Raw genomic sequence first — 21,063 nt, 5'->3', positions numbered from 1 at the left:
GAGTTTCCAGATGAATTTTATGAAATTGCTTGCGCTAATCGCCGCCGCAGTTGCGGTACTGTTGCCGTTCTCGGTCTCTGCCGATCCCTTCACCATCAAGGATGTCGCCGGCCGCGAAGTGACTTTCGAGAAGCCGGTCGAGCGCGTGATTCTCGGCGAAGGCCGCATGCTCTATGCCGTCGCCCCGATCGAGAAGGATGATCCCTTCGCCAAGATCGTCGGTTGGCGCAACGACCTCTGGACGACCGACAAGGACGGTTTCAACGCCTATGTCGAAAAGTTTCCCAAGGCCAAGGACCTACCCTTCCTCGGCAACCTGACCGATGGCACGCTGCAGACCGAAACGGTCGTAGCACTCCACCCCGACCTCATGCTGCTGCCGATCGGCAACAAACAGGCCGCCGACGAGGTGAAGCTCGAGGACATGCTGAACAAGATCGACGTGAAGATCGTCTATATCGATTTCCGCGAGCACATTCTCGCCAATACCGAGCCGAGCCTGAAAATCCTCGGCAAGCTCTTCGGCCACGAAGACCGCGCCGAAGCCGTCGCCGCCTATTGGAAAGAGCAGATGGCGCGCGTTACCGACAAGCTGAAGGAAGCCAACCCCAGGAAACCAAACGTCTTCATGTATCGCGCCGCCGGCCTCGTCGAATGCTGCGGTACCTTCGGCCCTGATAATTTCGGCCTGATGGTGGATTGGGCCGGCGGCCACAATCTCGGCTCCGATTTCCTGCCGGGCTATACCGGCTCGATCAATGCCGAACAGGTCGTCGCCTCCAATCCCGATGTCGTCGTCGTGACAGGCTCGAACTGGAGCCAGACCAAGGACGCCAAGGACTATGTCAATGTCGGCCCCGCTGCCGCTGGCACGATCGACGACAGCCGCAAGGCGCTCGATGCGCTGATGCAGAACCCGGCCTTCACCGGCTCCGAGGCCGTTGCCGATGGCAATGTGCATGCGATCTGGCACCAGTTCTACACAAGCCCCTACCAGTTCGTCGCCGTCCAGCAACTGGCCAAGTGGTTCCACCCGGATCTCTTTGCCGACCTCGACCCGGATGCCACCTTCAAGGAATTCCACGAAAAATTCCTGCCCGTCGCCTATCAGCCGGGTTACTGGGTCGACGCCAAGGCTGGAAAGTAAGATCAATGGCAGAGATCGCCGCCATGCCGATCGAAGCCGAGGAAGGCAGGGCGCGCTATCGCGCCCTCGCCCGCCGCAAGCTTGTGATTCTCTTTGCCATGACGGCAGCGCTCTGCCTGTCCTTCGCCGTCGATCTCGCCTGGGGGCCGGCCCGCTACGGCCTCGACGAGGTCGTCACGGCCCTCTTCGATCCCGACTCCGTCTCGGCGCAGATCCGCGCCGTCGTCTGGGATATTCGCATGCCGGTCGCCGTCATGGCGATCGTCGTCGGCGCCTCGCTCTCCGTTGCCGGCGCGCAGATGCAGACGATCCTTGCCAATCCGCTGGCAAGCCCCTTCACCTTAGGCATTTCCGCCGCCGCAAGCTTCGGCGCGGCCCTTGCGATCGTCACCAGCGTGCCGATCCTGCCCGTCGCCGCCGGCCTGCTGGTACCGGTCAACGCCTTCGTCATGGCGCTGATCGCCACCCTCTTCATCCATTTCATCTCGCAGGCGCGCGGCGTTTCGGTGCAGACGGTCGTGCTGCTCGGCATCGCGCTGGTCTTCACCTTCAATGCGGCTCTCGCCTTCCTGCAATATCTCGCCTCCGAACAGGCACTTTCGGCCGTCGTCTTCTGGACCATGGGCAGCCTGACCAAGGCCACCTGGCCGAAGATCTGGATCACGCTTACCGTGCTCCTGATTTCCCTGCCGCTGTTTGCCCGCCACGCCTGGGCGCTGACGGCAATCCGCCTCGGCGAGGACAAGGCGGCAAGCTTCGGCGTCAACGTGCGCCGCATCCGGCTGGAGACCATGCTGATCATCTCGCTGCTGGCAGCCGTTCCCGTCAGTTTCGTTGGCACGATTGGCTTCGTCGGCCTCGTCGGCCCCCATATCGCCCGAATGATCCTCGGCGAAGACCAGCGCTTCTTCCTGCCCGGCTCGATCCTTTCGGGCGCGCTGCTGCTCTCGCTGACCTCGGTCGTCTCGAAGTCGATCATTCCGGGCGTCGTTTTCCCGATCGGCATCATCACCGCGCTCGTCGGCGTGCCCTTCTTCTTCTCGCTCATCCTCTCGAACAGGAGCCGCTCATGGTAGCGCTTCAGCTGCAATCGGTCGGTGCCTATCACGGCCGCAAGCTCTTCGTCGAAGGCGTATCGACCCCGAAACTGAGTGCCGGCGAGCTCGTCGCCGTCATTGGCCCCAACGCCGCCGGCAAGTCCACCCTCTTCAAGCGCATTACCGGCCTCCTGAAAGGCCCGGGAAACGTGCTGGTCGAGGGCGCGAAGACCAGAAACGCCATCAGCTACATGCCGCAGGATACTTCGGCCAACGCCGTGCTGACGGTCTATGAATCGATCCTGCTTGCCCGCAAGCAGGGCCAGTCCTGGGGCGTCGGCGATCAGGATCTCAGGCTGATCGACGATATCATGAAGGCGCTGAACATCGAGGCGATCGCCTTCCGCGATCTCGGCGCGCTCTCGGGCGGCCAGCGCCAGCTCGTCTCCATCGCCCAGGCGCTGGTGCGCGAGCCCGAGATCATGCTGATGGACGAGCCGACCAGCGCGCTCGATCTTCACCGCCAGGTGGAGGTTTTGGATTTCATGCAGCGCCAAGCCCGCAAGCGCGGCATGATCGTGCTGATTGCCATCCACGACCTGAACCAGGCGCTGCGTTTCGCAGACAAGGTGCTGGTGATCCAGAACGGCCGCATGCGCGCCTGCGGCAAGCCGCGCGATGTCGTCACCGTCGACATGCTGCGCGAGGTCTACAGAATCCACGCTCGTATCGAGAAATGCTCTATGGATTATGACCACGTCATCGTCGACAGCACGGCGCATTAAAGCATGTCGCGCAAAAATGTGCCGCGGTTTGGCGGAGCATCCGATGCTCGATAAAAACCTGAAGCGCCGGAGGCCCCGACGCCTCTGTTTCATACCGTTGCTGATTTCAGCCCGTTATCGGCCACGCGGTATAGTCTGGTCCTGCTTCATCGCGTCGACATCTTGTGCCCGACGGAGCTCCCGCTCGGCATCTTCGTTGGCTTCGTCCACCGTGCGGTGGTGGCCGGTCGGCAGGATATCGTCACGCAGTTCCGGATCGAGCAGCGGCTCCTCATCGAGATCGTAGCCACGAGTTCTATATCGCGATGCTGCGAGAGCTTCGTTCGACTTCCGGGCATCCCAGCCCTCCGCCCGCCAGAGGTCTGCACGCTCGTCCATGTCGATCGAGCCTTCGTCGTCGAGAATGTCATGGGCGATGCCGTAGGTCGCGTCGTCGACCTCGACGGAGATCAGAAAGCCGCCACGGCGCAGGCCTTCGGCATATACAGAGCGGTCCTCATCCGGAAAAAGCCAATCCTCCAGCTTCGCCCAGAAACCGCCACGGTCGTCGCCGGCAACACCGGCCTTGTCGCTATCCGCCTCATATCCCGGCATCATTCTGACGCTGGTGATGCCCAAATTCCTCAGCCGGTCGATAGCATTCTCCGCATCATCACGGCTGTCGAAGAAAGCAGTCAGCGTGCTGCGGCCCTCGCCGCCTGAAAATTCGGGGGCGCTGTCGTTATGGAGATTGCTCATGGGACTCCTCCTCGATGTCATCCTCTCCGCAAACGGACGAAGAAGCCCGAGGTTCCCGATGATACCCGCAGCCGTCAAAATGCTGCTCAGACGAGCAGTTCCACTCGATCCCCCGGAAAGCGGGTGACAAGAAACTGGATCGGCCCTCCGCATCGATATCGATGCCCTCGGCCCTCAAGAGCGCCGCCGCGCCTGGCGATATCAGCAGCTGGACAATCTCACCGGCCTCCGCATGCTGGGAGGTGATCCGAGTCGAATGACGGTGTAAATCTCCACACCGAAGGCCTGCAGAGCCGTCGTGATCGGGAGCGGGGTTTATCTCGATGAGGTGGTCATCGATGATACGGCCGACGGATATTGCCTTTTGGACACGGACAATAGCGACAATAACCGGAACCCTGAATGAAAACCGTCCGCATCGCCGCCGCCCAGACCTTGGAATATCGCGAAAATGTCGAGGCCGCCCTGACATACGCGCTCGATGTGATCCGTCACGCCGAAGCTGAAGGCGCCCGCCTCCTCATCTTTCCCGAAGGTTTTCTGCAGGGTTATCTGACGGAGGCCGGAGCGGCACGAAGAGCCGCCATGGATCTCGGATCCCTGGCATTCGCCGCCGTCAAAAGCCGGCTCGCCGATGCCGCCCCCATGATCGTCATGGGCATGATCGAGGCTGAAGGCGAAGCACTGTTCAACACCGCCGTCGTCATCGAAAAAGGCAAGCTGATCGGCCGATATCGCAAGGCGCATCTGCTCAAGGGAGAAAGTTTCTTCCAGCCGGGAACCGAGACGCCAGTCTTCACGGTCGATGGCCTGCGCTTCGGCATCAACATCTGCTACGACACCGGCTTCCCCGAGGCCGCCCGCAAGGTCGCACTCACAGGCGCATCCCTGCTCGTCTGCTGCGCCAACAACATGATGCCGCGCGCCAATGCCGAGGAATTCAGGGACATACACAATGCTGCGAGAGGCGAACGCTGCCGGGAGACGGTCTGTGGCTGATATCGGCCGATGTGACGGGAGAACGCGAGGGCCGCATTTCCTGGGGGCCGACGGCGGTGTTGAACCCGGCGGGAGAAGTGGTGGCGCAGTTGCCGTTGGAAGTGCCGGGGTTGCTGGTGTTTGATATGGCGATTGAACGGTAAATCGCAGTGGCTGAGGGCAATAAACCCCTCTCCAAAGAGGGAGGGCCTAAGCTGGAGCACCACCTCGCTCCTTTTGAAACATCGAAGATCTGGAAAGCCAGGCGCGGCAGGTTAAGCCCCTCCCCTTGTGGGGAGGGGTTGGGGTGGGGTCTTCTGTCTCCAATCTCCATCACGCCTTCGTTACCACCACGTCTGTAACAACCCGCTTTCCCGTTGCGAATACCCGACGTGCCCCGCTGAAACAGGGGCGTTTCAAGCAACGGAGACTACCAATGTTGAAGACTTCCATCAGCACCGCCCTTCTTGCCGGCGCAATCACATCCGCTCTTGCCACGATGGCAAGTGCCGCCCCGCTGACCAAGGCCGAGGCCAATGCTGCCATCGCCGCCCACAAGGAAAAGTGCTTCGGCGTCGCACTGAAGGGCCAGAACGATTGCGCCGCCGGCCCGGGCACGACCTGCCAGGGAACCTCCGTGAAGGACTTCCAGGGCAATTCCTGGAAATTCGTCCAGGGCGGCACCTGCGCCTCGCTTGAGCTGCCGGGCGGCCGTCACGGCTCGCTGAAGCCGCTGACGCGCGACATCTAAGCCGAAAATCGGGCTGATATCAGGAAAGCGGAGGCGCCTATGGCAAACGTCACCTTGACGACCAACCTTCTGATGGAGACGGAAAGCACCCTCCGCTTCCCGACATATTCACTCGCCGGCCAGGCCGGCACCAGCTTCAAGCCGGAGCATCTGGCGGCCATTGCTGCGCAGACCGGGCCCCAAGCATTGGGTCCCCGGAATTTCTTCGAAATCCACGCCGAAAATTATATGGGCGCCGGCGGCCCGCCGCATCGCGCGCTGGAACGCGTGCGCCGCGACCACCCGATTTCTCTGCATGGCGTGTGCATGTCGCTCGGCGGCCCGCAGCCGCTCGACCGCGAGCATCTCGGGCGTTTCAAAAGCCTCGTCGACCGCTATGAGCCGGCGCTGGTCTCCGAACATCTCGCCTGGTCGACCCATGTCGATACCTATCTGAACGACCTGCTGCCATTGCCCTATACGGCGGCGACACTGGCCCATGTCTGCGATCACATCGACGAGATGCAGAATGCCATCGGCCGGCCGATCCTGCTCGAAAATCCCTCCACCTATGTGCTCTTTGCGGAATCCTCCATCAGTGAGACGGATTTCATCCGCGAGATATCGAGACGTACGGGCTGCGGTTTGCTGCTCGACATCAACAATGTCTTTGTTTCCGCCACCAATCACGGCTTCTCGGCGCTGGAATATCTGCGCGATTTTCCCCTGGCGAAAGTCGGCGAGATCCATCTCGCCGGCCATGCCGAACAGGAGGATGACGAAGGCGAGCTGCTGTTGATCGACAGCCATGACGGCCCGGTCGCCGATGCCGTCTGGCAGCTCTATAAGATCGTGATCGCCCGCTGTGGCCCGATCCCGACGCTGATCGAATGGGACAGCAAGATTCCCGACTGGCCGGTGCTGCGCGCCGAAGCGCTGGCGGCGCAAGCCATTCTCGATCGCCATGCGAGCGACAGGAAGACATCCCATGCACTCGGCTGACATCCTGCCGATCCGGCCAATGGCATCAAATTTCGCCGGGCAATTTTCCGCAGCCCTGCTTTCCCCCGATGCCCCCGCCCCTGATCTGGTAACCGGCCCGCGCGGCAAGCGGGCCGAGAAGCGCTACAATGTCTACCGCAATAATGTCACCGTCAGCCTGATTGCGGCGCTTTCTTCGATCTTCCCGGCAGTCGAGCGCATTACGGGCACGGATTTCTTTCGCGCCATGGCCCGTTTCCACGTGCGCGAGACGCCGCCTGCCTCGCCGCTCCTCTTCGAATACGGACGCGACTTCGCCGATTTCATCGACCGTTACGAATATGCCGCCGATATGCCCTGGCTTTCGGATGTGGCGAGGATCGAGCGTGCCTGGCTGGACGCCTATCACGCGGCCGATGCACCGGCCTTCCGCGCCGAAGCGCTCGCCGCCGTGCCGCAGGAAGATCTCGGTGCGGTGATCTTCCGCCCGCACCCGGCGACGCGGGTGATTTCATCTGACCATCCCGCCGTCACTATCTTCGCCATGAATCGCGGCCCAGGCCCAATCGGTCGCGTCGAGGATCGCCCTGAAGACGGACTGATCACTCGCGCCGACGACGAGGTCACGGTGCGCCTCCTGCCGCCTGGCGGAGCCGCTTTCTTCAACGCGCTTCTGTCAGGCGAATGCCTTGCCGCCGCCGTCGCAGCCGGGCTCGACACCTGCCCCGCATTCGATCTCTCAGCCGCCATCGGCGAGATGATCGCATCGGGCGCCTGTTCCGCTATCGAACCGGAGATTTCCAATGTCTGATATGCTCGACTCCGTACCTCGCAATGGGCCTCGCAACGGCGCTCTCTCCCCGCTCGCGAGGCTTGTGGCGGCGGCTGACGGACTTGTCCGCGCCGTCGCCCAACCCGATTTCGTCCAGGCCGTCATCCGCGTGGCGCTCGCCGTTCCCTTCTGGCGCTCAGGCATCCTGAAATGGGATGGCTTCCTGCAGCTCAATGATACGGCGATCGATCTCTTCACGCAGGAATTCATGCTGCATCTGCCGGGCGGCCCCTATCCCTTCCCCATGCCGGCGGTGATGGCCTTCCTCTCCGGCTGCGGCGAGATCACCTTTCCGATCCTTCTTGTGCTCGGTCTCGCCACCCGTTTTGCCGGTCTCGGCCTGCTCTTCATGACGCTCATCGTGGAACTCACCGTGCCCGATGGCTGGCCCATCCACATCACCTGGGCGGCGATGGCACTTGCCATCATGCGCTATGGGCCGGGCCGCCTATCGCTCGACCATCTGATTGCGCGGATGTCAGGCGCTGCCAACCGCTAGAACACATAGCAGCAGTCATCGACACGAACGCCCGCCCGGCTCCGCATCGAGCCGGGCGGCTTTTGCGCTTTGTTGCCGCACTACTCTTGCCGTTTGCCCGCCGATGCGCTCAATAGGCGCCGACGCCGGCCTTGCCTCACGTGCCGCGTCATCAAAATTCTCAGGATGACGGTAATAAACACGTGGGTCCGTGCGTAGAGGATAGTGGCGGATGAAATATTCGGCCCGCGAAGAGGAATGGGCGGCCTGGATGCGCGCGGCAATCGCCGGCGACGCGCTGGCCTATGACCGTTTCCTGAAGGCCGTGACACCCTATCTGCGGTCGATCGCGCGCCGGCGCTGCGACCAGTTCGGTGCCCCGCCGAGCGAGGTGGAAGACGTGGTGCAGGAAGTTCTGCTGGCTGTGCACCTGAAGCGCGGCACCTGGGATATGTCCCGGCCGATCGGCCCGTGGCTTTCGACCATCGTGCGCAACAAGCTGATCGACAGCCTGCGCCGGCGCGGCCGTCATGTCAGCGTGCCGATCGAGGACGTGATGGAAACGCTGGAAGCCGACCGCCAGGAAGACGGCGCCGATCGGATCGATGTCGACCGCATGCTGGAAGGCCTGCGCGATCCGCAGCGCGAAATCGTCCGCTCGATCTCGCTCGGCGGCGCCGGTATCCGCGAAACCGCCGAGAAGTTACATATGACGGAAGGCGCCGTGCGAGTGGCGCTGCACAGGGCACTCAAAGGATTGGCGGCCCTCTATCGGAGCAATACGCGTGAAAACGGATGACCTGATCAACCTGCTGACAAAAGATGCGCGCGTGCGCGTCCGCTTCGGTCGCGTCTTTCTGATCGCGCTTGCCATCGGCGTGGTGTTCTCCGCCGGCCTGCTGCTCTCCACCATCGGCATTCGCAGAAATATGGCCGAAATGATCGAGACGCCGCGCGTCCTCTTCAAGCTCGGCATCACCCTGTTGCTCGCCATATCAGCCACCCGCCTCGCCTTCCTGATCGGCAAGCCCGGCGTGTCGCTGCGCTCGGCGGCCATGACGCTCGCCCTGCCGCTGGCGGTTCTGGTCATCGGCATCGCCACCGAACTGCTCGTCGTGCCCCAGGCAGCCTGGGCAAGCAGCATGGAGGGCCATTTCTCCGCCTTCTGCCTGTTCTTCGTCCCCACGCTGTCGATTGCCCCGCTTGCGGCGATCCTCTATTCCGTCCGCCAGGGCGCCCCGGAAAATCCGGGCACGGCAGGTGCTGTCGCGGGCCTTGCCGCCGGCGGTATTGCAGCCGCCATCTACGCCTGGCACTGCCCGGACGACAGCCCGTTGTTTCTGGCGACATGGTATTCGATCGGCATATTGGTCGCGACCGCGGCGGGATTTCTCCTTGGCCGAAAAATCCTTCGCTGGTAGCGCCGGTTATCGCCGATATCGATATTCCCCGCCCAGGAGGAAGCCGGCGGAACAAGAGCAGAATATTCATCAGGCTGCGGGAACTTTTGATCTCGATTTCAGTCTGGCATGCGGACCGTACGGCGCACTTCCTTTGACGGAACCATGCACCTCACGGCGCGTCATGCGGTCCAGCCTGTATTACCCAAAAAACAGCAATTTGGCCCGCTTCGGCGGGCCTTTTTGCCTCTGTGACCGGAGCCCATGCGCAATCATGTCGACACAAAGACCTGGCGATCGCGACACGCTTTAGCGCGTCCGCTTTCCCGTCAGCGCCTGCCAGGCAAACCGCAGCGTATCGAGGCGGGAGCGAATGCGCTCCTGTTGCGGGATGGCGAGCCGGTTGCGGAAATCGGCAAGTGCCTGGGCTTCGAGCCTGCTTCCGAGTTTTTCCGGCAGATGCGGCACGGGCGCGCCGGTCTGGCGGTCGATCACAATCCAGTCGTCTTCGTTCCGGCGCTCGATGTCGTAACGGTTCATGGCGGTCAGGATCTCTAAATTAGGGATATGGACGACAAAAGAGCGGCTTTCTCATTCACATGCAATCGGCAAAATGTGAGCAAACGTCAGAAAATGCAGTCATGGTCAAAATAGCGTTGCCAAGCCTGATATTACACATCCGGTTTCGTCGCTCTCGTCTTGCCGAAATGCTTGCGGATCTTGCCCGGCCTGGCCTTCAGTTCTGCCTGCGCATATTTCAGGTCCATGAGAGGCAGCGGCCGGGCGTTGATCGCGGCAATCTCGGCTTTGAGCGCGGCCGGCTCCACCGTGATCTCGTCGAACATTCTGGCTTCCATCTGCCCGTCCTCCGCTGTGGTTCTCCCGGCTGTCAGGCTAGCATCCGATAAATTGGCAGGCCAATGCCACATTGGAGCTAGCCCGAATGAACCTCGTTTGCCGTCTTTTCGCCATCGCCGCGACATGCATTCATAGCATTACAGATGTAAAGTACCGCAAGCGTCGGAAACCAGTCACCGGAGGACAACCATGCACGAGATGACCCCATCGGAAATGCTGAGAGATCCGTTGATCCGCCAGATGCTTCATGCCGACAAGGTCAGCCTGGCCTCATTTGCGAACCTGCTCGACACGGCGGTCCGTCAGAACGCCCGTCCAGCAAGCGACAGGAGCTTTGCGCTCCCGAAGAGGCCGGACAGCTGGAACCTTGATGCGGCGGCCCATATCTAAGCGTTTTTCCTATGCCCGTCCGACTCCGGGCACCCCTGAGGCCCGCTCCCTGGTGAGCGGGTCCTTTTTGTTGGAGAGAACGCCAGCTGCCGATTTGCCTTTCATTCCGGGCGATGAAGGCGGCAGGCCCTCATGAATGCCTGCCGCCTCCCACCTCCGAGCGTCCGCCGCCCAGCGCTCAAGGAGGGAGGGACAAGATAGCCGGGCATTGTGGCCGTTAGGTCAGTTTCCCGGAAGATATCCCTGGTGTCATCGGGCGGTCACATCACCCATCTGGGGCAGACCGACCACTTAGAAGCATATGTCGTTGAAAGCGTTGGGGGAGAATTCAGCAATACCTGTGGATAACCTGTGGAAATAGTGTGGATCGAAATCCGTGGAGGCGCAATTTGGCGTCGGAGGTTGCCATTTCGTTCCAGATACCATCCTCGGGTCCAGCCGCCCGCCGTCCGCAGGAACAAATAAGTCACTTGCTCAACATTCACGCATTCCGCAATTCCGAATTTCATAATTCGCGCGTATAGTGTGTTTACGGGTCTTAATCTCCGTGCCTTGAGGGGTCCAGGACAATGAGCTGGAACACATCGTCGGCATTCGCGCCGGTCGGGCTGGTTTTGCGCGGTCGGGAAACGCACACGGTCGTGCGTACGCTCGGCGATGCGGCATATCTGCTGATAAAGGACTGGCCTTTTGATGACGGAGAAGAATATATGATCGCCGTCAAGGCGTGTATCGACGCCATCACCGGAGAGGTTGCCCCGGAGAAGTTCCGTGAGGCATTTTTGCGCGCCGCCGATGAGGCGGGCATTGCCGCGTTGACCATCGTTCATTGAAGCCAAAGGCATAGCTGCGGTAATTTCCGGGCGAAGCCTCCATCTCCGGCGGCGCGAACGCACCCATTTTCCGTGCCTCCCCGCAAAAATCGCCTTGCATCCTACCGACCGCATGAAGACATAGAAAATAACCATGCCGCCTGTCGCAAAAGGCGCGGCACGTTCGTCTTAAGGCAGAACCACTTCTTTCAGACATGGATACAGGAACACCATGACCAGTGAACCCTTGCTTTCAGAGATTGAAGAACAGGCCGAACTGCCGGTCGAAGACCATAGCGCCCGTAACCGGCTGGTGATCGGCCTGCTGCTCGTCTCCGCCTTCGTGGTCATTCTCAACGAAACCATCATGGGTGTGGCGATCCCGCACCTGATGAACGATCTGAAGATTCCGGCTAGCTCCGCCCAATGGCTGACCTCCGCCTTCATGCTGACAATGGCCGTCGTCATACCCGTGACGGGCTTTCTCTTGCAGCGGCTGAACACGCGGCCGGTCTTCATCCTCGCCATGTCGCTCTTTTCCGCCGGTACGCTGGTCTCCGCCCTCGCTCCCGGCTTTCCCTTCTTGGTCGTCGGCCGCATTGTCCAGGCATCCGGCACGGCGATCATGATGCCGCTCCTGATGACGACAATCATGAATCTCGTTCCGCCGCATTCGCGCGGCCGGACAATGGGCAATATCTCCATCGTCATCTCGGTGGCGCCTGCCATCGGCCCGACGATCTCCGGCCTCATCCTCTCCACGCTCGACTGGCGCTGGCTCTTCCTTCTGGTGCTGCCGATCGCGCTTGCGGCCCTTGCGCTTGGTGCGGCGAAAATCGAAAACGTCACCGTGCCGTCAAAGGCGCCGCTCGATGTTGTCTCCGTCGTGCTGTCGGCCATCGGCTTCGGCAGTTTCGTCTTCGGCGTCAGCGAACTCGGCGCCCCGCCCGAAGCGGGTGCGACGCCATTCGATCCGCGCGTCATGCTTCTTGCCGGTGCCGCCGTTATCGCCATCTTCGTCTGGCGGCAGATCCATCTGCAGAAGCGTGAGCGGGCACTGCTCGATCTGCGCACCCTGCAGACGAAGACCTTCACGATCGCTGCGGGCATGATGGCGATCCTGATGATGTCGATGTTCGGGGTCTTCATCCTGCTGCCGATTTATCTTCTGTCGGTGCTCGGCCAGACGACGCTCACGACCGGCCTCCTCCTGCTGCCGGGCGGCCTCATCATGGGCCTCTGCGCCCCCTTCGTCGGCAGGCTCTTCGACCGCTACGGGCCTGCCCGCCTCGTCATTCCCGGCGCCGTCCTCTTCAGCGGCGTCATGTGGAGCCTGACCTTCATCTCCACGACGACCCCGGTCTGGATGGTCCTCGCCATCCACATCGTGCTCAGCATCGGCCTTGCGCTGATGTTCACGCCGCTCTTTACCGTCAGCCTCGGCTCGCTGCCGCCGAAACTCTATTCCCACGGCAGCGCCATCATCGGCACCACCCAACAGGTCGCCGGCGCCGCCGGCACGACGCTCTATGTCGCCATCATGACCTGGCGTGCCGGAATCCTGACTCAAGGGAAAGCAGATGCCGCAACGGCAACCGTCGGCGGCATGCAGTCCGCCTTCTTCGTCGGCGCGCTGATTTCGCTGGCGGCCGTTGTCGCATCCTTCTACGTCCGCCGCCCGCCCAGCCAGCCCAGCCAGCCCAGCCAGCCCGAGGGGCAGCCACTCGGCCATTGAGGCCCATCACGCTGGCTTAGTGGAATGTCACGATGGGATCGAACATCCTTTGCAGAAAGGAGCGCTGCGCCATCTGCGCATATTCCCGGGGAATGTCGTGCCCGCATTCGAACACGTGGAGCGTCACCGGCACTCCGGCCTCAGAGAGCGCATCCGAGAACCGTTCGGCCTGGGCAACGGGCGCTCGCTCGTCGAGCCTGCCGTGCAGCAACAGGGTTTCTGCCCGCATCCTCTGTGCGTGATACAGGGCCGAGCGGGCGAGAAAGGCGTCGCTCGTAAGACCGGCTTCCTGCTCGATCGCCCACCGCAGACCTTTCGAACCGGTCTCATAGGCAGCCTTGAGATCGTAGACGCCGCTGCGCAGAATGACGGCCCTGAGATCGGGAGCCTGGGTCGCCACCATTGCCGAAGCGACCGCTCCCCTGCTGTTGCCGTAGAGAACGATGCGGGACGGATCGACAGCAGGCTGCTCCCGCAGGAAGGAGAGCGCCGCGACGATCGCCCGCTGCGTGTCCGGGCCGCAGAAATCCGCCGGTCCATCAGAACCTCCGAAACCCGGTTGCGAGACCGCCGCCGCGGTAATCTTCAAACCGGAGCAGAACCGAACCAGCGCGCCAGCATCGACGGCCTCCTTCGCGCCAATGAGCCGACCGCCCTGATTGCCGTGGACAAAGAGGATCGCTCCAACCGGCGTTTCACTCTCAGGCCGCGCTTGAAAAAGCTCCACACTCGCCCCGTCGCCCCTGTCGATGAGATGTCGCGTCACATCCTTCGCATCTCAGGCAGGAGGCGCGCCACCGGCCAGCCTCTCCTCCCTCCAGATTGGAGAAAATCGCACGTCGAAACCGGCAAGTCTTCCATAAATTCCCTGGGAATTTGTCGGCATACTGTCGCGTGCTTCGTCCTCAGGTCGAGATCCAGCCCTGATGGCGCGGATCGCCAAGAGGAGAAACATCCATGAGAAAGATCATCGCCTCCACGTTCGTCAGCCTCGACGGCGTCATGCAGGCACCCGGCGGCCCTCACGAGGATCCCGTCAACGGTTTCAGGTTCGGTGGCTGGGTATTCCACTACTGGGACGAGGCAACGGGAGCCGTGATCAACGAGCTCTTCGCAAAGCCCTTTGCCCTGCTGCTCGGCCGCAGAACCTACGACATCTTCGCCGCCTACTGGCCCTATCAGAACGACGACATCGCCAAGGCCTTCAATCCGGCAACGAAATATGTGGCAACACACCGCCCGGACTCGCTGACCTGGCAGAACAGCCATGCGCTCGGCCCCGACATCGTCGCAAGTCTCAAGAAAATAAAACAGGAAAACGGGCCTGACCTGCTGATCCAGGGCTCCGGCGATCTCATCCAGACCCTGCTTGCCAATGATCTGATCGACGAAATGACCGTGCTGACCTTTCCGCTGCTCCTCGGCAAGGGCAAACGGCTGTTTGCCGACGGCAGCGCGATGCCGCGCGCGCTCCATCTCACCAGATCGCTGATATCGAGCAAGGGCGTCATCGTCGCGACCTATGAGCGGAACGGCGAAGTGCCGACGGGTTCGTTTGCCGATGATCAGCCGTCCGAGGCCGAACTCGAACGCCGTCGGAACTGGCACTAGCCATGCCCTGATCGCAGCAGCGGCGGGTAGCTCGATCCCGCCGCTGTCGGAATGATGCCACTGCTGTCGAAAAAGTGATTTCGTTCCAACAGCTTCTGTCATCCGTGGGCTTGCCAGAGACGATGAATGCCCATCTTCTGCCCGAATGTTGGGGTTCTAGTCGGGCTTCACCCACAAGGATTGCCCACACCGGGCAAAATGCGCGCCGCGACAGTATTTTTATCGAGTTTCGAGGACATCAGAATGCCGCTTAGACCATCTTCCCGCTGGATTGCGCCGCTGGCCGGTCTTCTGGTGCTCTCGGGGAGTGCAATTGCCGTGCGCGCCGAGCCGCAGCCGGCGGCCCCACCGGTCACTCAGGCAAGCCCGAAGCCCGGCTACACGGTTCCCGCCCGTCGCCCCGTCCATATCGTCCGACAGGATACGGGCACGTCGCTGTCGGCTTTTTTTGATTCAGCCAGCGGCAATCAGGCCAAAGTGCTGAACGAAATGGACAGCCTCCAGATCTCGATGAACAACGACATCGCCGAGGCGGTCGAGGCTTATTATGCCCAGCCTAAAGCGAAGCTCATCTGGGTCAATGGTAAGGGGCCGACAGCGAAGGCCGCACAGGCCCTCGACCTCCTGAAACAGGCCGATGACTGGGGATTGAATGCCGGCGATTACGCCGTTGCCCCTCCTCAGGGAGGCGACCGCGGCAAGGCTCTCGCTGCGTTCGAAGTGTCTCTTTCCAGCAAGATGCTGATGTTCCTTCAGGATAATTTCCGGGGCCGCATCGATCCCAACAAGCTCTCCAACTACTATGATTTCAAGCGCAAGCCGGTCGACCTGAAGGGCACCATTGCCCAGCTCGCCGCCACGCCGGACTTGATGGTGGTCTTCGACCGCCTGCTGCCGAGCAACCCGAAATTCGCCCAGCTCGCCGCCGAACTGCACTACCTGCGCACGTCAGGCCAGGGCGGCGGTAACTCCGCCAATATCAACAAGGTGATCGTGGCGATGGAGGAAATGCGCTGGCTGCCGCAGGAATTTCCGGAGCGATACGTCTTCATCAACCAGCCGGCCTACATGGCCTATTATTATGAAAACGGTACGCTGACGCTCTCGATGAAGGCCGTGATCGGCCAGCAGGACCACCAGACGAATTTCTTCGACGCCTCGATCAAGACGGTGGAATTCAATCCGGACTGGGGCGTGCCGCAATCGATCATCCGTAACGAGATGCTGCCGCATCTGAAGCGCGACCCCGCCTATCTGGACAAGGAAGGCTACGTCGTCTCGGTCAAGGGCAAGACCATGCCGTCAGCCAAGGTGGACTGGTCGCAGCCGCTTGAGAATATCGGCGTCGTCCAGCCCCCAGGCCCGGACAATGCGCTCGGCCAGTTGAAGATCCTCTTCCCGAATTCGCACGACATCTACATGCACGATACACCGGCACGCGGTAAGTTCGCCTCGCAGGACCGCATGTTCAGCCACGGATGCGTGCGCCTGGAGAATCCGAAGGCCATGGCCGCTGCGGTTCTGAAGGCTCCGGTCGAATTCGTCGATCAGCAGATCTCCGATGGCGTCAAGAAGGACATGCCGGTGCCGGAAGAGGTGCCTGTCTACGTCTCCTATTTCACCGCCTGGCCGACGGATGACGGCGTCATCCACTATTTCGACGATATCTATGGCCGCGATGCGCAGACGCTGAACGCGATTTCGGCAACGACCGCGAGCCGGACGTAATCTTAGACGGAACCCTCACCTGTGCGGCGCCCGAAAACTGTGGCATAACTAGCCAATGGCGATCCATGTCTTGGCAGTCCATCGTGATACTGTCGGGACGGAACAGGCGGCAGGCGGTTCGCTTGCAGGAGCCTATTCCGTAGGTGTCCTCTGTTGGCTGCTGTCGGCCGGGGTTTACATCGCCGCCAAATGGGTTTCCGCAGAAATGCCGCCCTGGGCGCTCTGCTTCTGGCGCGTACTGATCGCCTTCGCAATCCTGCTGCCGATCGTGCATCACCATTTTTCCGATATGCTTGCGCTGGTGCGAAACCGCGGCCTGGAGCTGCTTTTTATCGGTGGCATGGGCCTGGCCGTCTGCCAGGGCCTGATCTTCGTCGGCCTCCAGCATGCCGATGCCACCACCGCCGGCATCATCATCGCGCTGATCCCGATCATCACCATGATCCTCGCTCGCCTGATGCTCTCAGAGCCGATGGGAAGCTGGCAGGTGGCTGGCTCGATCCTCGCCTTCCTCGGCATCGTCGTCATCATCGTCAAGGGCAGCCCGGACGTGTTGCTGCGCCTCGATCTCAATCCCGGCGAACTCTGGATCGTCGCCGGCGCCTTCTGCTTCAGCCTCTACACCGTGCTGCTGCGCCGCGCGAAGTTCGATCTGAATCGCCTGGCCCTGCTGGCCTGCTTCTCGGCGCCGCCGCAGTGACTGCTCTTCCCTTCTATCTCTACGAACTCGCCTCCGACGAACGCTCGACGCTCAACGCCGGCGGCCTCATCGCACTCGCCTACGTCGCGATCCCCGGCGGCGCGCTGATGTATTACCTCTTCAATCGCAGCATCGAGGCGCTTGGTGCCGCCCGCGCCGGCGTGCTGCTCTACATCCAGACGATCTTTATTGCCGTGCTCGCCTATTTCATCCTCGGTGAAAAGCTGCAGACCTACCACCTCGAAGGTGCGGTCCTCATCATCGCCGGACTGCTGCTGATTATTCTGCTGAAGCCGAAGACGAAGGCCGCAGCCGCCGCCTGAAGGCGGCGCGCGCAAACCCTAGTCTTTCGCCCCCGCCCCATAACGCAGCCCGTCCACCAGGAGCGCGATCATCCGCCGCGTCGTCGCCGGATCATCCCCCTGCCCGAGATTGGAAAGCTGCGCGCCGGCGCGCAAGAGTTCGCTCGCCTCCACATCGCCGCGTGCAGATCCAGCCGCAACGGCTCGATCCAGCAGTCCCTGCAAGGCGGGGATCATGCGCTCATCAAAATAGGCCGGCAGCGCCTGATAGGCCGGATCGCCGGAGTGGAGTGCCGCGGCAAGGCCGCGCTTGGCCATGATGAAATCGGCAAAGCGCTGCATCCAGCGCGACAGCGCCTCGCCGGGCTCATGTTCGGCCGCAAGCGTCGTAGCTGCATCGGCGCAGGCATCCACCTCGTTGCGCATTACCGCCTTGATGAGATCGGAGCGCTGCGGAAAGTGGCGGTAGACCGTGCCGACGCCGACGCCGGCTTTCTCCGCGATCTCGCGCACCGGCGCATCCACGCCCGATGTCGCAAATACCGCCAGGGCGGCCTTCAAGAGCAGATCCAGATTGCGCCGCGCATCCGCCCGCACCGGCCTTTCATGGCCGCCATCGGCCTCACGCGCCTCGCCCGGGCTGTCCATCCCGTCCATCACATCAACACCCCTTGCAAAGCGGAACATTGTTCCGTATAAACGGAACCGCGTTCCGGATGCGCTTTTATACCCTGTTCGGCAGGTCTTTGCCAGTGGCAAGGCCTGTCCGCCGGGGCTTTTACCCGATTCAAAAACCTGCCCGCGAGGGTAGCGCGTTCAAAAGGAAACGAAGATGCAATACCGTCCCCTTGGCCGCACTGGCATCAAGGTCAGCCCCTATTGCCTTGGCGCCATGATGTTCGGCGCGATCGGCAATGCCGATCATGACGATTCCATCCGCATCATCCATAAGGCACTTGATACCGGCATCAACTTCATCGACACCGCCGACATGTATAGCCACGGCGAATCCGAGGAAATCGTCGGCAAGGCGCTAAAGGGCCGGCGCGACAATGTCGTGCTCGCCACCAAATGCTTCATCCCAATGGGCCAGGATCCGAACCAGCAGGGCAGCTCGCGCCGCTGGATCTATCGCGCGGTCGAGGACTCATTGCGCCGTCTGCAGACCGATTATATCGATCTCTTCCAGATGCATCGCCCCGCCCCCGATACCGATATCGAGGAAACGCTGTCGGCGCTGACAGACCTGATGCGCCAGGGCAAGATCCGCGCTATCGGCTCCTCCACCTTCCCTGTCTCCGAGATCATCGAGGCGCAATGGGTGGCCGAAAAGCGCGGGCTCGCCCGCTTCCGCACCGAGCAGCCCCCCTATTCCATCCTGCACCGTGGCATCGAACGCGAAGTCCTGCCGGCCCTCGAACGCTACGGCATGGGCGCGCTGGTCTGGAGCCCGCTTGCCATGGGCATGCTCACCGGCCGCTATCGCCGCAATGCAGCACTCCCCGAGAGCGGCCGCGTTGCCTATTTCCCGAAGCAGATGTCGAACGAAAACAGTCTCGATGCCGTTGAGCAGCTCATCCCGATCGCGGAAGGCGCCGGCATCTCGCTCACCCACATGGCGCTTGCCTTCGTCATTGCACATCCGGGCGTCACGTCGGCCATCCTTGGGCCGCGCACCATGGAACAGCTCGATGATCTCCTGGCCGGCGCGCAGGTGCGGCTGAGCGACGAACTGCTCGATGCCATCGACGCCATCGTGCCGCCAGGCACCGAGACCGGCCCGCTGGAGGCCAACTACCGGCCCCCGGCAATCCAAACCGCGAGCTTGCGCCGCCGCCCGCCCGCCGAGCGCGCCGCCGCCTGATCGGCAAGACAGCATCGAAGGCGCCGCTATTCCCGCGGGGCCTTCAGCACATCGGCAACATAGTCGAGACCAATACGCCTCTTCGGGAGCCGAGCGGGTCCGGGGAAGCGGCTTCTGCCGAGGATGGCGAATCAAGCCCCTTCGCCAGTCAATCGCTGCAGCTTGCGTTGCGCCTCCTCCACCTCGGTGGCGAGTTCTTCCAGGCGCTCGTCCCACATATCGAGCGCCCTCAAGCCTTCTCGAGTCCGAAACAGGTAGTCGGCCGAACTGCCGATGCTGCCCGAAGCCGTGGCAAGCCGTTGAATGATCACCTCCCGGGAAAGCCCGCCGGCATAGGTATTTGCAAGCGGGTTCATGGTGAACGTGATGCCCCGTCCAAAAGGCGCGCCCTCCTGATCAAGCAAATCGACCCAACGGGGAATATAGGCCTCGGCCACCATCTCCCGCCGCCACAGCAGCTCGAGTTCGTGCAGAAGACCCTCCTCTTCCAGGCGCAGGGCAACGCCATCACAGCTCCCGCCGGCATCAAGCCCGAGCACGAGACCTGGATTGTCCGGCGAACCCCTCCCGGAAACGGTGGTCAGGCAGAAGGACCGGCTCCAGCCCTCGATGCGGGCTTTCCGGCTCTCCACGCTGAGAATGATCGGATTCCAGATCAGCGACCCATACGCAAAAATCCAGACATCGCCCGCCGGCCGTTCGGCAAGTATCGATGCGAGGGATGCCTGTCGCTCCTCGTCACTCAACAGGCGGAGCGTCGGCGCTTCCGTGGCAAGCAAGCCGGCAAAGGTGCCGCTCAGCAGCAGCTCACGTGAAAGGATTTCCTCGCCGCAGCAGGCGATGGCATCGCAGGTTTTGGTATTGACGGTCATGACACTCCGATTCCCTGGGCCAGGGACATCAGCCATGGCTCCGTTCTGCCGCCATCATCCATGCCTCGCGCGCGGAATAAAGCCGGCCGCCACGGACACACTGTCTCCATTACCGGAACAATCGGGTCCGATGATCTTGTCGTTCCTGAGCAGGCGGCTACACTTTCCGTTCCCGAAATCAGCACCACATCGCTCTGAATACAACCATGAGGCGGGGGAACTGACATGAGCGAAATCGGCCGTCTGCTCGGCGCCGGCAAGGAAGCGGAAGTCTATGAACATGGGACGCTGGCGCTGAAGCTTTACAGGCCTGGCCGGCCGAAGGCCCCGGCCTTCCGCGAGGCCGCCAATCTGGCAATCGTCGAGCGGCTTTCCCTACCCGCGCCCCGGATTCACGTCGTCGGCGATTACCACGGCCGCTGGGGCCTGCTGATGGACCGCGCGACCGGCTCGAGCCTTGCCGATGAGATGACGCCGGAACCGCCGCTCACCGCCATCAAGGAGATGGCCGCCCTCCACCTGCGCCTGCACCGCGAACCGGGCACCGGCCTGCCCTCGCTGAAATCGAGACTATCGGCCAATATCGAAAGCGCCGAAGTCCTGTCATCGGACCTGCGCGACCGGCTGCTTCTGACACTTGCCGCCCTGCCTGATGACAACTGCGTCTGCCACGGCGATTTCCACCCCTGGAATATCCTCGGCTCCGGCCAAGACACTGTGATCGTCGACTGGCTGGATGCCTGCAGCGGCAACCCTGCCGCCGATGTCTGCCGCACCTATCTCCTGATGCGCCGTGTGCTGCCGGCAATCGCCGAAGCCTATGTCGTCACTTATGCCAAGGCGGCCGAGTTGACCTCGGACGAGATCTTCACCTGGTTGCCGGTCATCGCCGCCGCCCGCCTTGCCGAGAATGTGCCTGAGGAAAACGAGGACCTGCTGCACCTTGCGGCGCTGGCGCCCGCTTGCGGATAGGCAGATCGTCGCTTCCGAATTTGGTCAGAATGCAAGACTGAGGCCGGTTACATTCTTGATAGCTGTCTTGAGAAGATCGAATACTGCCGACAATATCTTCTGGGCGGCGGCAT

The 21,063-nt window shown here is 61.9% G+C and carries 22 protein-coding genes and 2 pseudogenes; 18 read left to right on the top strand and 6 right to left on the bottom strand.

The genetic code is table 11. The features are described 5' to 3' along the window. The first annotated feature begins 10 nt into the window (after window positions 1-10). Genes EV281_RS15715 through EV281_RS15705 form a run of 3 tightly spaced genes read left to right on the top strand, consistent with a single transcriptional unit; the run spans window position 11 to window position 2,969 of the window. The gene (locus tag EV281_RS15715) at window positions 11-1,147 is read left to right on the top strand and encodes an ABC transporter substrate-binding protein (RefSeq protein ID WP_132654003.1); all 1,137 of its coding nucleotides are present in this window, start codon (window positions 11-13) and stop codon (window positions 1,145-1,147) included. Window positions 1,148-1,152: 5 nt separating this feature from the next. Continuing rightward, window positions 1,153-2,223, top strand: coding sequence for an iron ABC transporter permease (locus EV281_RS15710; RefSeq protein ID WP_132654002.1), 1,071 nt, complete (start codon window positions 1,153-1,155; stop codon window positions 2,221-2,223). Further along, window positions 2,217-2,969: an ABC transporter ATP-binding protein gene (locus tag EV281_RS15705; protein WP_132654001.1), complete on the top strand. Its 753-nt coding sequence runs from the start codon at window positions 2,217-2,219 to the stop codon at window positions 2,967-2,969. The genes EV281_RS15710 and EV281_RS15705 overlap by 7 nt, the downstream gene beginning before the upstream one ends. Window positions 2,970-3,083: 114 nt before the next feature. Here EV281_RS15705 and EV281_RS15700 read toward each other — a convergent pair whose 3' ends face one another. Further along, a complete protein-coding gene (locus EV281_RS15700) occupies window positions 3,084-3,707 on the bottom strand; it encodes a hypothetical protein (protein ID WP_132654000.1) in 624 nt (207 codons plus the stop codon). A 402-nt stretch (window positions 3,708-4,109) separates the two neighbouring features. Here EV281_RS15700 and EV281_RS15695 point away from each other — a divergent pair. From EV281_RS15695 to EV281_RS15665, 7 genes and pseudogenes are all read left to right on the top strand, one after another. After that, window positions 4,110-4,849, top strand: a pseudogene (locus EV281_RS15695) (carbon-nitrogen hydrolase family protein). 272 nt (window positions 4,850-5,121) lie between these two features. Continuing rightward, entirely contained in the window at window positions 5,122-5,436 is a 315-nt protein-coding gene (locus EV281_RS15690) for a DUF2282 domain-containing protein (protein WP_132653999.1), read from the top strand. A gap of 39 nt (window positions 5,437-5,475) precedes the next feature. Further along, window positions 5,476-6,417 carry a DUF692 domain-containing protein gene (locus EV281_RS15685; protein WP_132653998.1) on the top strand — a complete coding sequence of 314 codons (942 nt, stop codon included), beginning with the start codon at window positions 5,476-5,478 and terminating at the stop codon, window positions 6,415-6,417. Further along, window positions 6,404-7,207 carry a DNA-binding domain-containing protein gene (locus tag EV281_RS15680; protein WP_132653997.1) on the top strand — a complete coding sequence of 268 codons (804 nt, stop codon included), beginning with the start codon at window positions 6,404-6,406 and terminating at the stop codon, window positions 7,205-7,207. Before EV281_RS15685 ends, EV281_RS15680 begins: the two co-directional genes overlap by 14 nt. Beyond that, complete coding sequence (locus EV281_RS15675) at window positions 7,200-7,727, top strand: DoxX family protein (protein WP_132653996.1); 528 nt, start codon at window positions 7,200-7,202, stop codon at window positions 7,725-7,727. Before EV281_RS15680 ends, EV281_RS15675 begins: the two co-directional genes overlap by 8 nt. A gap of 211 nt (window positions 7,728-7,938) precedes the next feature. Next, window positions 7,939-8,505, top strand: coding sequence for a sigma-70 family RNA polymerase sigma factor (locus EV281_RS15670; RefSeq protein WP_132653995.1), 567 nt, complete (start codon window positions 7,939-7,941; stop codon window positions 8,503-8,505). Continuing rightward, a complete protein-coding gene (locus EV281_RS15665; protein ID WP_132653994.1) occupies window positions 8,492-9,127 on the top strand; it encodes a DUF1109 domain-containing protein in 636 nt (211 codons plus the stop codon). The genes EV281_RS15670 and EV281_RS15665 overlap by 14 nt, the downstream gene beginning before the upstream one ends. Before the next feature lie 288 nt (window positions 9,128-9,415). Here EV281_RS15665 and EV281_RS15660 read toward each other — a convergent pair whose 3' ends face one another. Both EV281_RS15660 and EV281_RS15655 read right to left on the bottom strand, forming a co-directional pair. Further along, window positions 9,416-9,646: a hypothetical protein gene (locus EV281_RS15660; protein ID WP_132653993.1), complete on the bottom strand. Its 231-nt coding sequence runs from the start codon at window positions 9,644-9,646 to the stop codon at window positions 9,416-9,418. 131 nt (window positions 9,647-9,777) lie between these two features. Next, entirely contained in the window at window positions 9,778-9,963 is a 186-nt protein-coding gene (locus tag EV281_RS15655; protein WP_132653992.1) for a hypothetical protein, read from the bottom strand. 190 nt (window positions 9,964-10,153) lie between these two features. On the opposite strand from EV281_RS15655, the gene EV281_RS15650 reads away from it, so the two are divergent. The 3 genes from EV281_RS15650 (at window position 10,154) to EV281_RS15640 (ending at window position 12,901) form a co-directional block, all read left to right on the top strand. Further along, a complete protein-coding gene (locus tag EV281_RS15650) occupies window positions 10,154-10,354 on the top strand; it encodes a hypothetical protein (protein WP_132653991.1) in 201 nt (66 codons plus the stop codon). A 569-nt stretch (window positions 10,355-10,923) separates the two neighbouring features. Next, on the top strand, window positions 10,924-11,187 hold the full coding sequence (locus tag EV281_RS15645; RefSeq protein WP_132653990.1) for a DUF982 domain-containing protein: 264 nt from the start codon (window positions 10,924-10,926) through the stop codon (window positions 11,185-11,187). A 211-nt stretch (window positions 11,188-11,398) separates the two neighbouring features. Continuing rightward, window positions 11,399-12,901 carry a DHA2 family efflux MFS transporter permease subunit gene (locus EV281_RS15640; RefSeq protein ID WP_132653989.1) on the top strand — a complete coding sequence of 501 codons (1,503 nt, stop codon included), beginning with the start codon at window positions 11,399-11,401 and terminating at the stop codon, window positions 12,899-12,901. A gap of 16 nt (window positions 12,902-12,917) precedes the next feature. On the opposite strand, the gene EV281_RS15635 is transcribed toward EV281_RS15640, so the two are convergent. Next, a complete protein-coding gene (locus EV281_RS15635; RefSeq protein WP_132653988.1) occupies window positions 12,918-13,667 on the bottom strand; it encodes a prolyl oligopeptidase family serine peptidase in 750 nt (249 codons plus the stop codon). 191 nt (window positions 13,668-13,858) lie between these two features. Between EV281_RS15635 and EV281_RS15630 the strand changes: the two genes are divergently transcribed. From EV281_RS15630 to EV281_RS15620, 3 genes and pseudogenes are all read left to right on the top strand, one after another. After that, window positions 13,859-14,512 carry a dihydrofolate reductase family protein gene (locus EV281_RS15630; protein WP_132653987.1) on the top strand — a complete coding sequence of 218 codons (654 nt, stop codon included), beginning with the start codon at window positions 13,859-13,861 and terminating at the stop codon, window positions 14,510-14,512. 243 nt (window positions 14,513-14,755) lie between these two features. Beyond that, entirely contained in the window at window positions 14,756-16,240 is a 1,485-nt protein-coding gene (locus EV281_RS15625; protein ID WP_132653986.1) for a L,D-transpeptidase family protein, read from the top strand. 55 nt (window positions 16,241-16,295) lie between these two features. Further along, a pseudogene (locus EV281_RS15620) lies at window positions 16,296-17,263 on the top strand (DMT family transporter). Between the two features lie 18 nt (window positions 17,264-17,281). Here EV281_RS15620 and EV281_RS15615 read toward each other — a convergent pair. Next, the gene (locus tag EV281_RS15615; protein ID WP_132654336.1) at window positions 17,282-17,899 is read right to left on the bottom strand and encodes a TetR/AcrR family transcriptional regulator; all 618 of its coding nucleotides are present in this window, start codon (window positions 17,897-17,899) and stop codon (window positions 17,282-17,284) included. Between the two features lie 175 nt (window positions 17,900-18,074). On the opposite strand from EV281_RS15615, the gene EV281_RS15610 reads away from it, so the two are divergent. Beyond that, on the top strand, window positions 18,075-19,106 hold the full coding sequence (locus tag EV281_RS15610; protein WP_132653985.1) for an aldo/keto reductase: 1,032 nt from the start codon (window positions 18,075-18,077) through the stop codon (window positions 19,104-19,106). A 131-nt stretch (window positions 19,107-19,237) separates the two neighbouring features. Here EV281_RS15610 and EV281_RS15605 read toward each other — a convergent pair whose 3' ends face one another. Further along, entirely contained in the window at window positions 19,238-19,978 is a 741-nt protein-coding gene (locus EV281_RS15605) for a gamma-glutamylcyclotransferase (protein ID WP_132653984.1), read from the bottom strand. Between the two features lie 225 nt (window positions 19,979-20,203). Between EV281_RS15605 and EV281_RS15600 the strand changes: the two genes are divergently transcribed. Continuing rightward, on the top strand, window positions 20,204-20,950 hold the full coding sequence (locus EV281_RS15600; RefSeq protein ID WP_132653983.1) for an aminoglycoside phosphotransferase family protein: 747 nt from the start codon (window positions 20,204-20,206) through the stop codon (window positions 20,948-20,950). Window positions 20,951-21,063: the final 113 nt, after the last annotated feature.

Origin of the sequence: Rhizobium sp. BK418 (assembly GCF_004341105.1) — a bacterium.
Lineage (GTDB): Bacteria > Pseudomonadota > Alphaproteobacteria > Rhizobiales > Rhizobiaceae > Rhizobium.
This window is presented reverse-complemented; position numbering and strand designations above follow the sequence as displayed.

Coding starts and splice junctions, on each gene's coding strand:
- EV281_RS15650 (WP_132653991.1), top strand. CDS start 10,154: ATGCACGAGATGACCCCATCGGAAATGCTGAGAGATCCGTTGATCCGC.
- EV281_RS15680 (WP_132653997.1), top strand. CDS start 6,404: ATGCACTCGGCTGACATCCTGCCGATCCGGCCAATGGCATCAAATTTC.
- EV281_RS15660 (WP_132653993.1), bottom strand. CDS start 9,646: ATGAACCGTTACGACATCGAGCGCCGGAACGAAGACGACTGGATTGTG.
- EV281_RS15600 (WP_132653983.1), top strand. CDS start 20,204: ATGAGCGAAATCGGCCGTCTGCTCGGCGCCGGCAAGGAAGCGGAAGTC.
- EV281_RS15645 (WP_132653990.1), top strand. CDS start 10,924: ATGAGCTGGAACACATCGTCGGCATTCGCGCCGGTCGGGCTGGTTTTG.
- EV281_RS15610 (WP_132653985.1), top strand. CDS start 18,075: ATGCAATACCGTCCCCTTGGCCGCACTGGCATCAAGGTCAGCCCCTAT.
- EV281_RS15625 (WP_132653986.1), top strand. CDS start 14,756: ATGCCGCTTAGACCATCTTCCCGCTGGATTGCGCCGCTGGCCGGTCTT.
- EV281_RS15715 (WP_132654003.1), top strand. CDS start 11: ATGAATTTTATGAAATTGCTTGCGCTAATCGCCGCCGCAGTTGCGGTA.
- EV281_RS15630 (WP_132653987.1), top strand. CDS start 13,859: ATGAGAAAGATCATCGCCTCCACGTTCGTCAGCCTCGACGGCGTCATG.
- EV281_RS15640 (WP_132653989.1), top strand. CDS start 11,399: ATGACCAGTGAACCCTTGCTTTCAGAGATTGAAGAACAGGCCGAACTG.
- EV281_RS15670 (WP_132653995.1), top strand. CDS start 7,939: ATGAAATATTCGGCCCGCGAAGAGGAATGGGCGGCCTGGATGCGCGCG.
- EV281_RS15690 (WP_132653999.1), top strand. CDS start 5,122: ATGTTGAAGACTTCCATCAGCACCGCCCTTCTTGCCGGCGCAATCACA.
- EV281_RS15675 (WP_132653996.1), top strand. CDS start 7,200: ATGTCTGATATGCTCGACTCCGTACCTCGCAATGGGCCTCGCAACGGC.
- EV281_RS15685 (WP_132653998.1), top strand. CDS start 5,476: ATGGCAAACGTCACCTTGACGACCAACCTTCTGATGGAGACGGAAAGC.
- EV281_RS15655 (WP_132653992.1), bottom strand. CDS start 9,963: ATGGAAGCCAGAATGTTCGACGAGATCACGGTGGAGCCGGCCGCGCTC.
- EV281_RS15615 (WP_132654336.1), bottom strand. CDS start 17,899: ATGGACGGGATGGACAGCCCGGGCGAGGCGCGTGAGGCCGATGGCGGC.
- EV281_RS15700 (WP_132654000.1), bottom strand. CDS start 3,707: ATGAGCAATCTCCATAACGACAGCGCCCCCGAATTTTCAGGCGGCGAG.
- EV281_RS15710 (WP_132654002.1), top strand. CDS start 1,153: ATGGCAGAGATCGCCGCCATGCCGATCGAAGCCGAGGAAGGCAGGGCG.
- EV281_RS15705 (WP_132654001.1), top strand. CDS start 2,217: ATGGTAGCGCTTCAGCTGCAATCGGTCGGTGCCTATCACGGCCGCAAG.
- EV281_RS15605 (WP_132653984.1), bottom strand. CDS start 19,978: ATGACCGTCAATACCAAAACCTGCGATGCCATCGCCTGCTGCGGCGAG.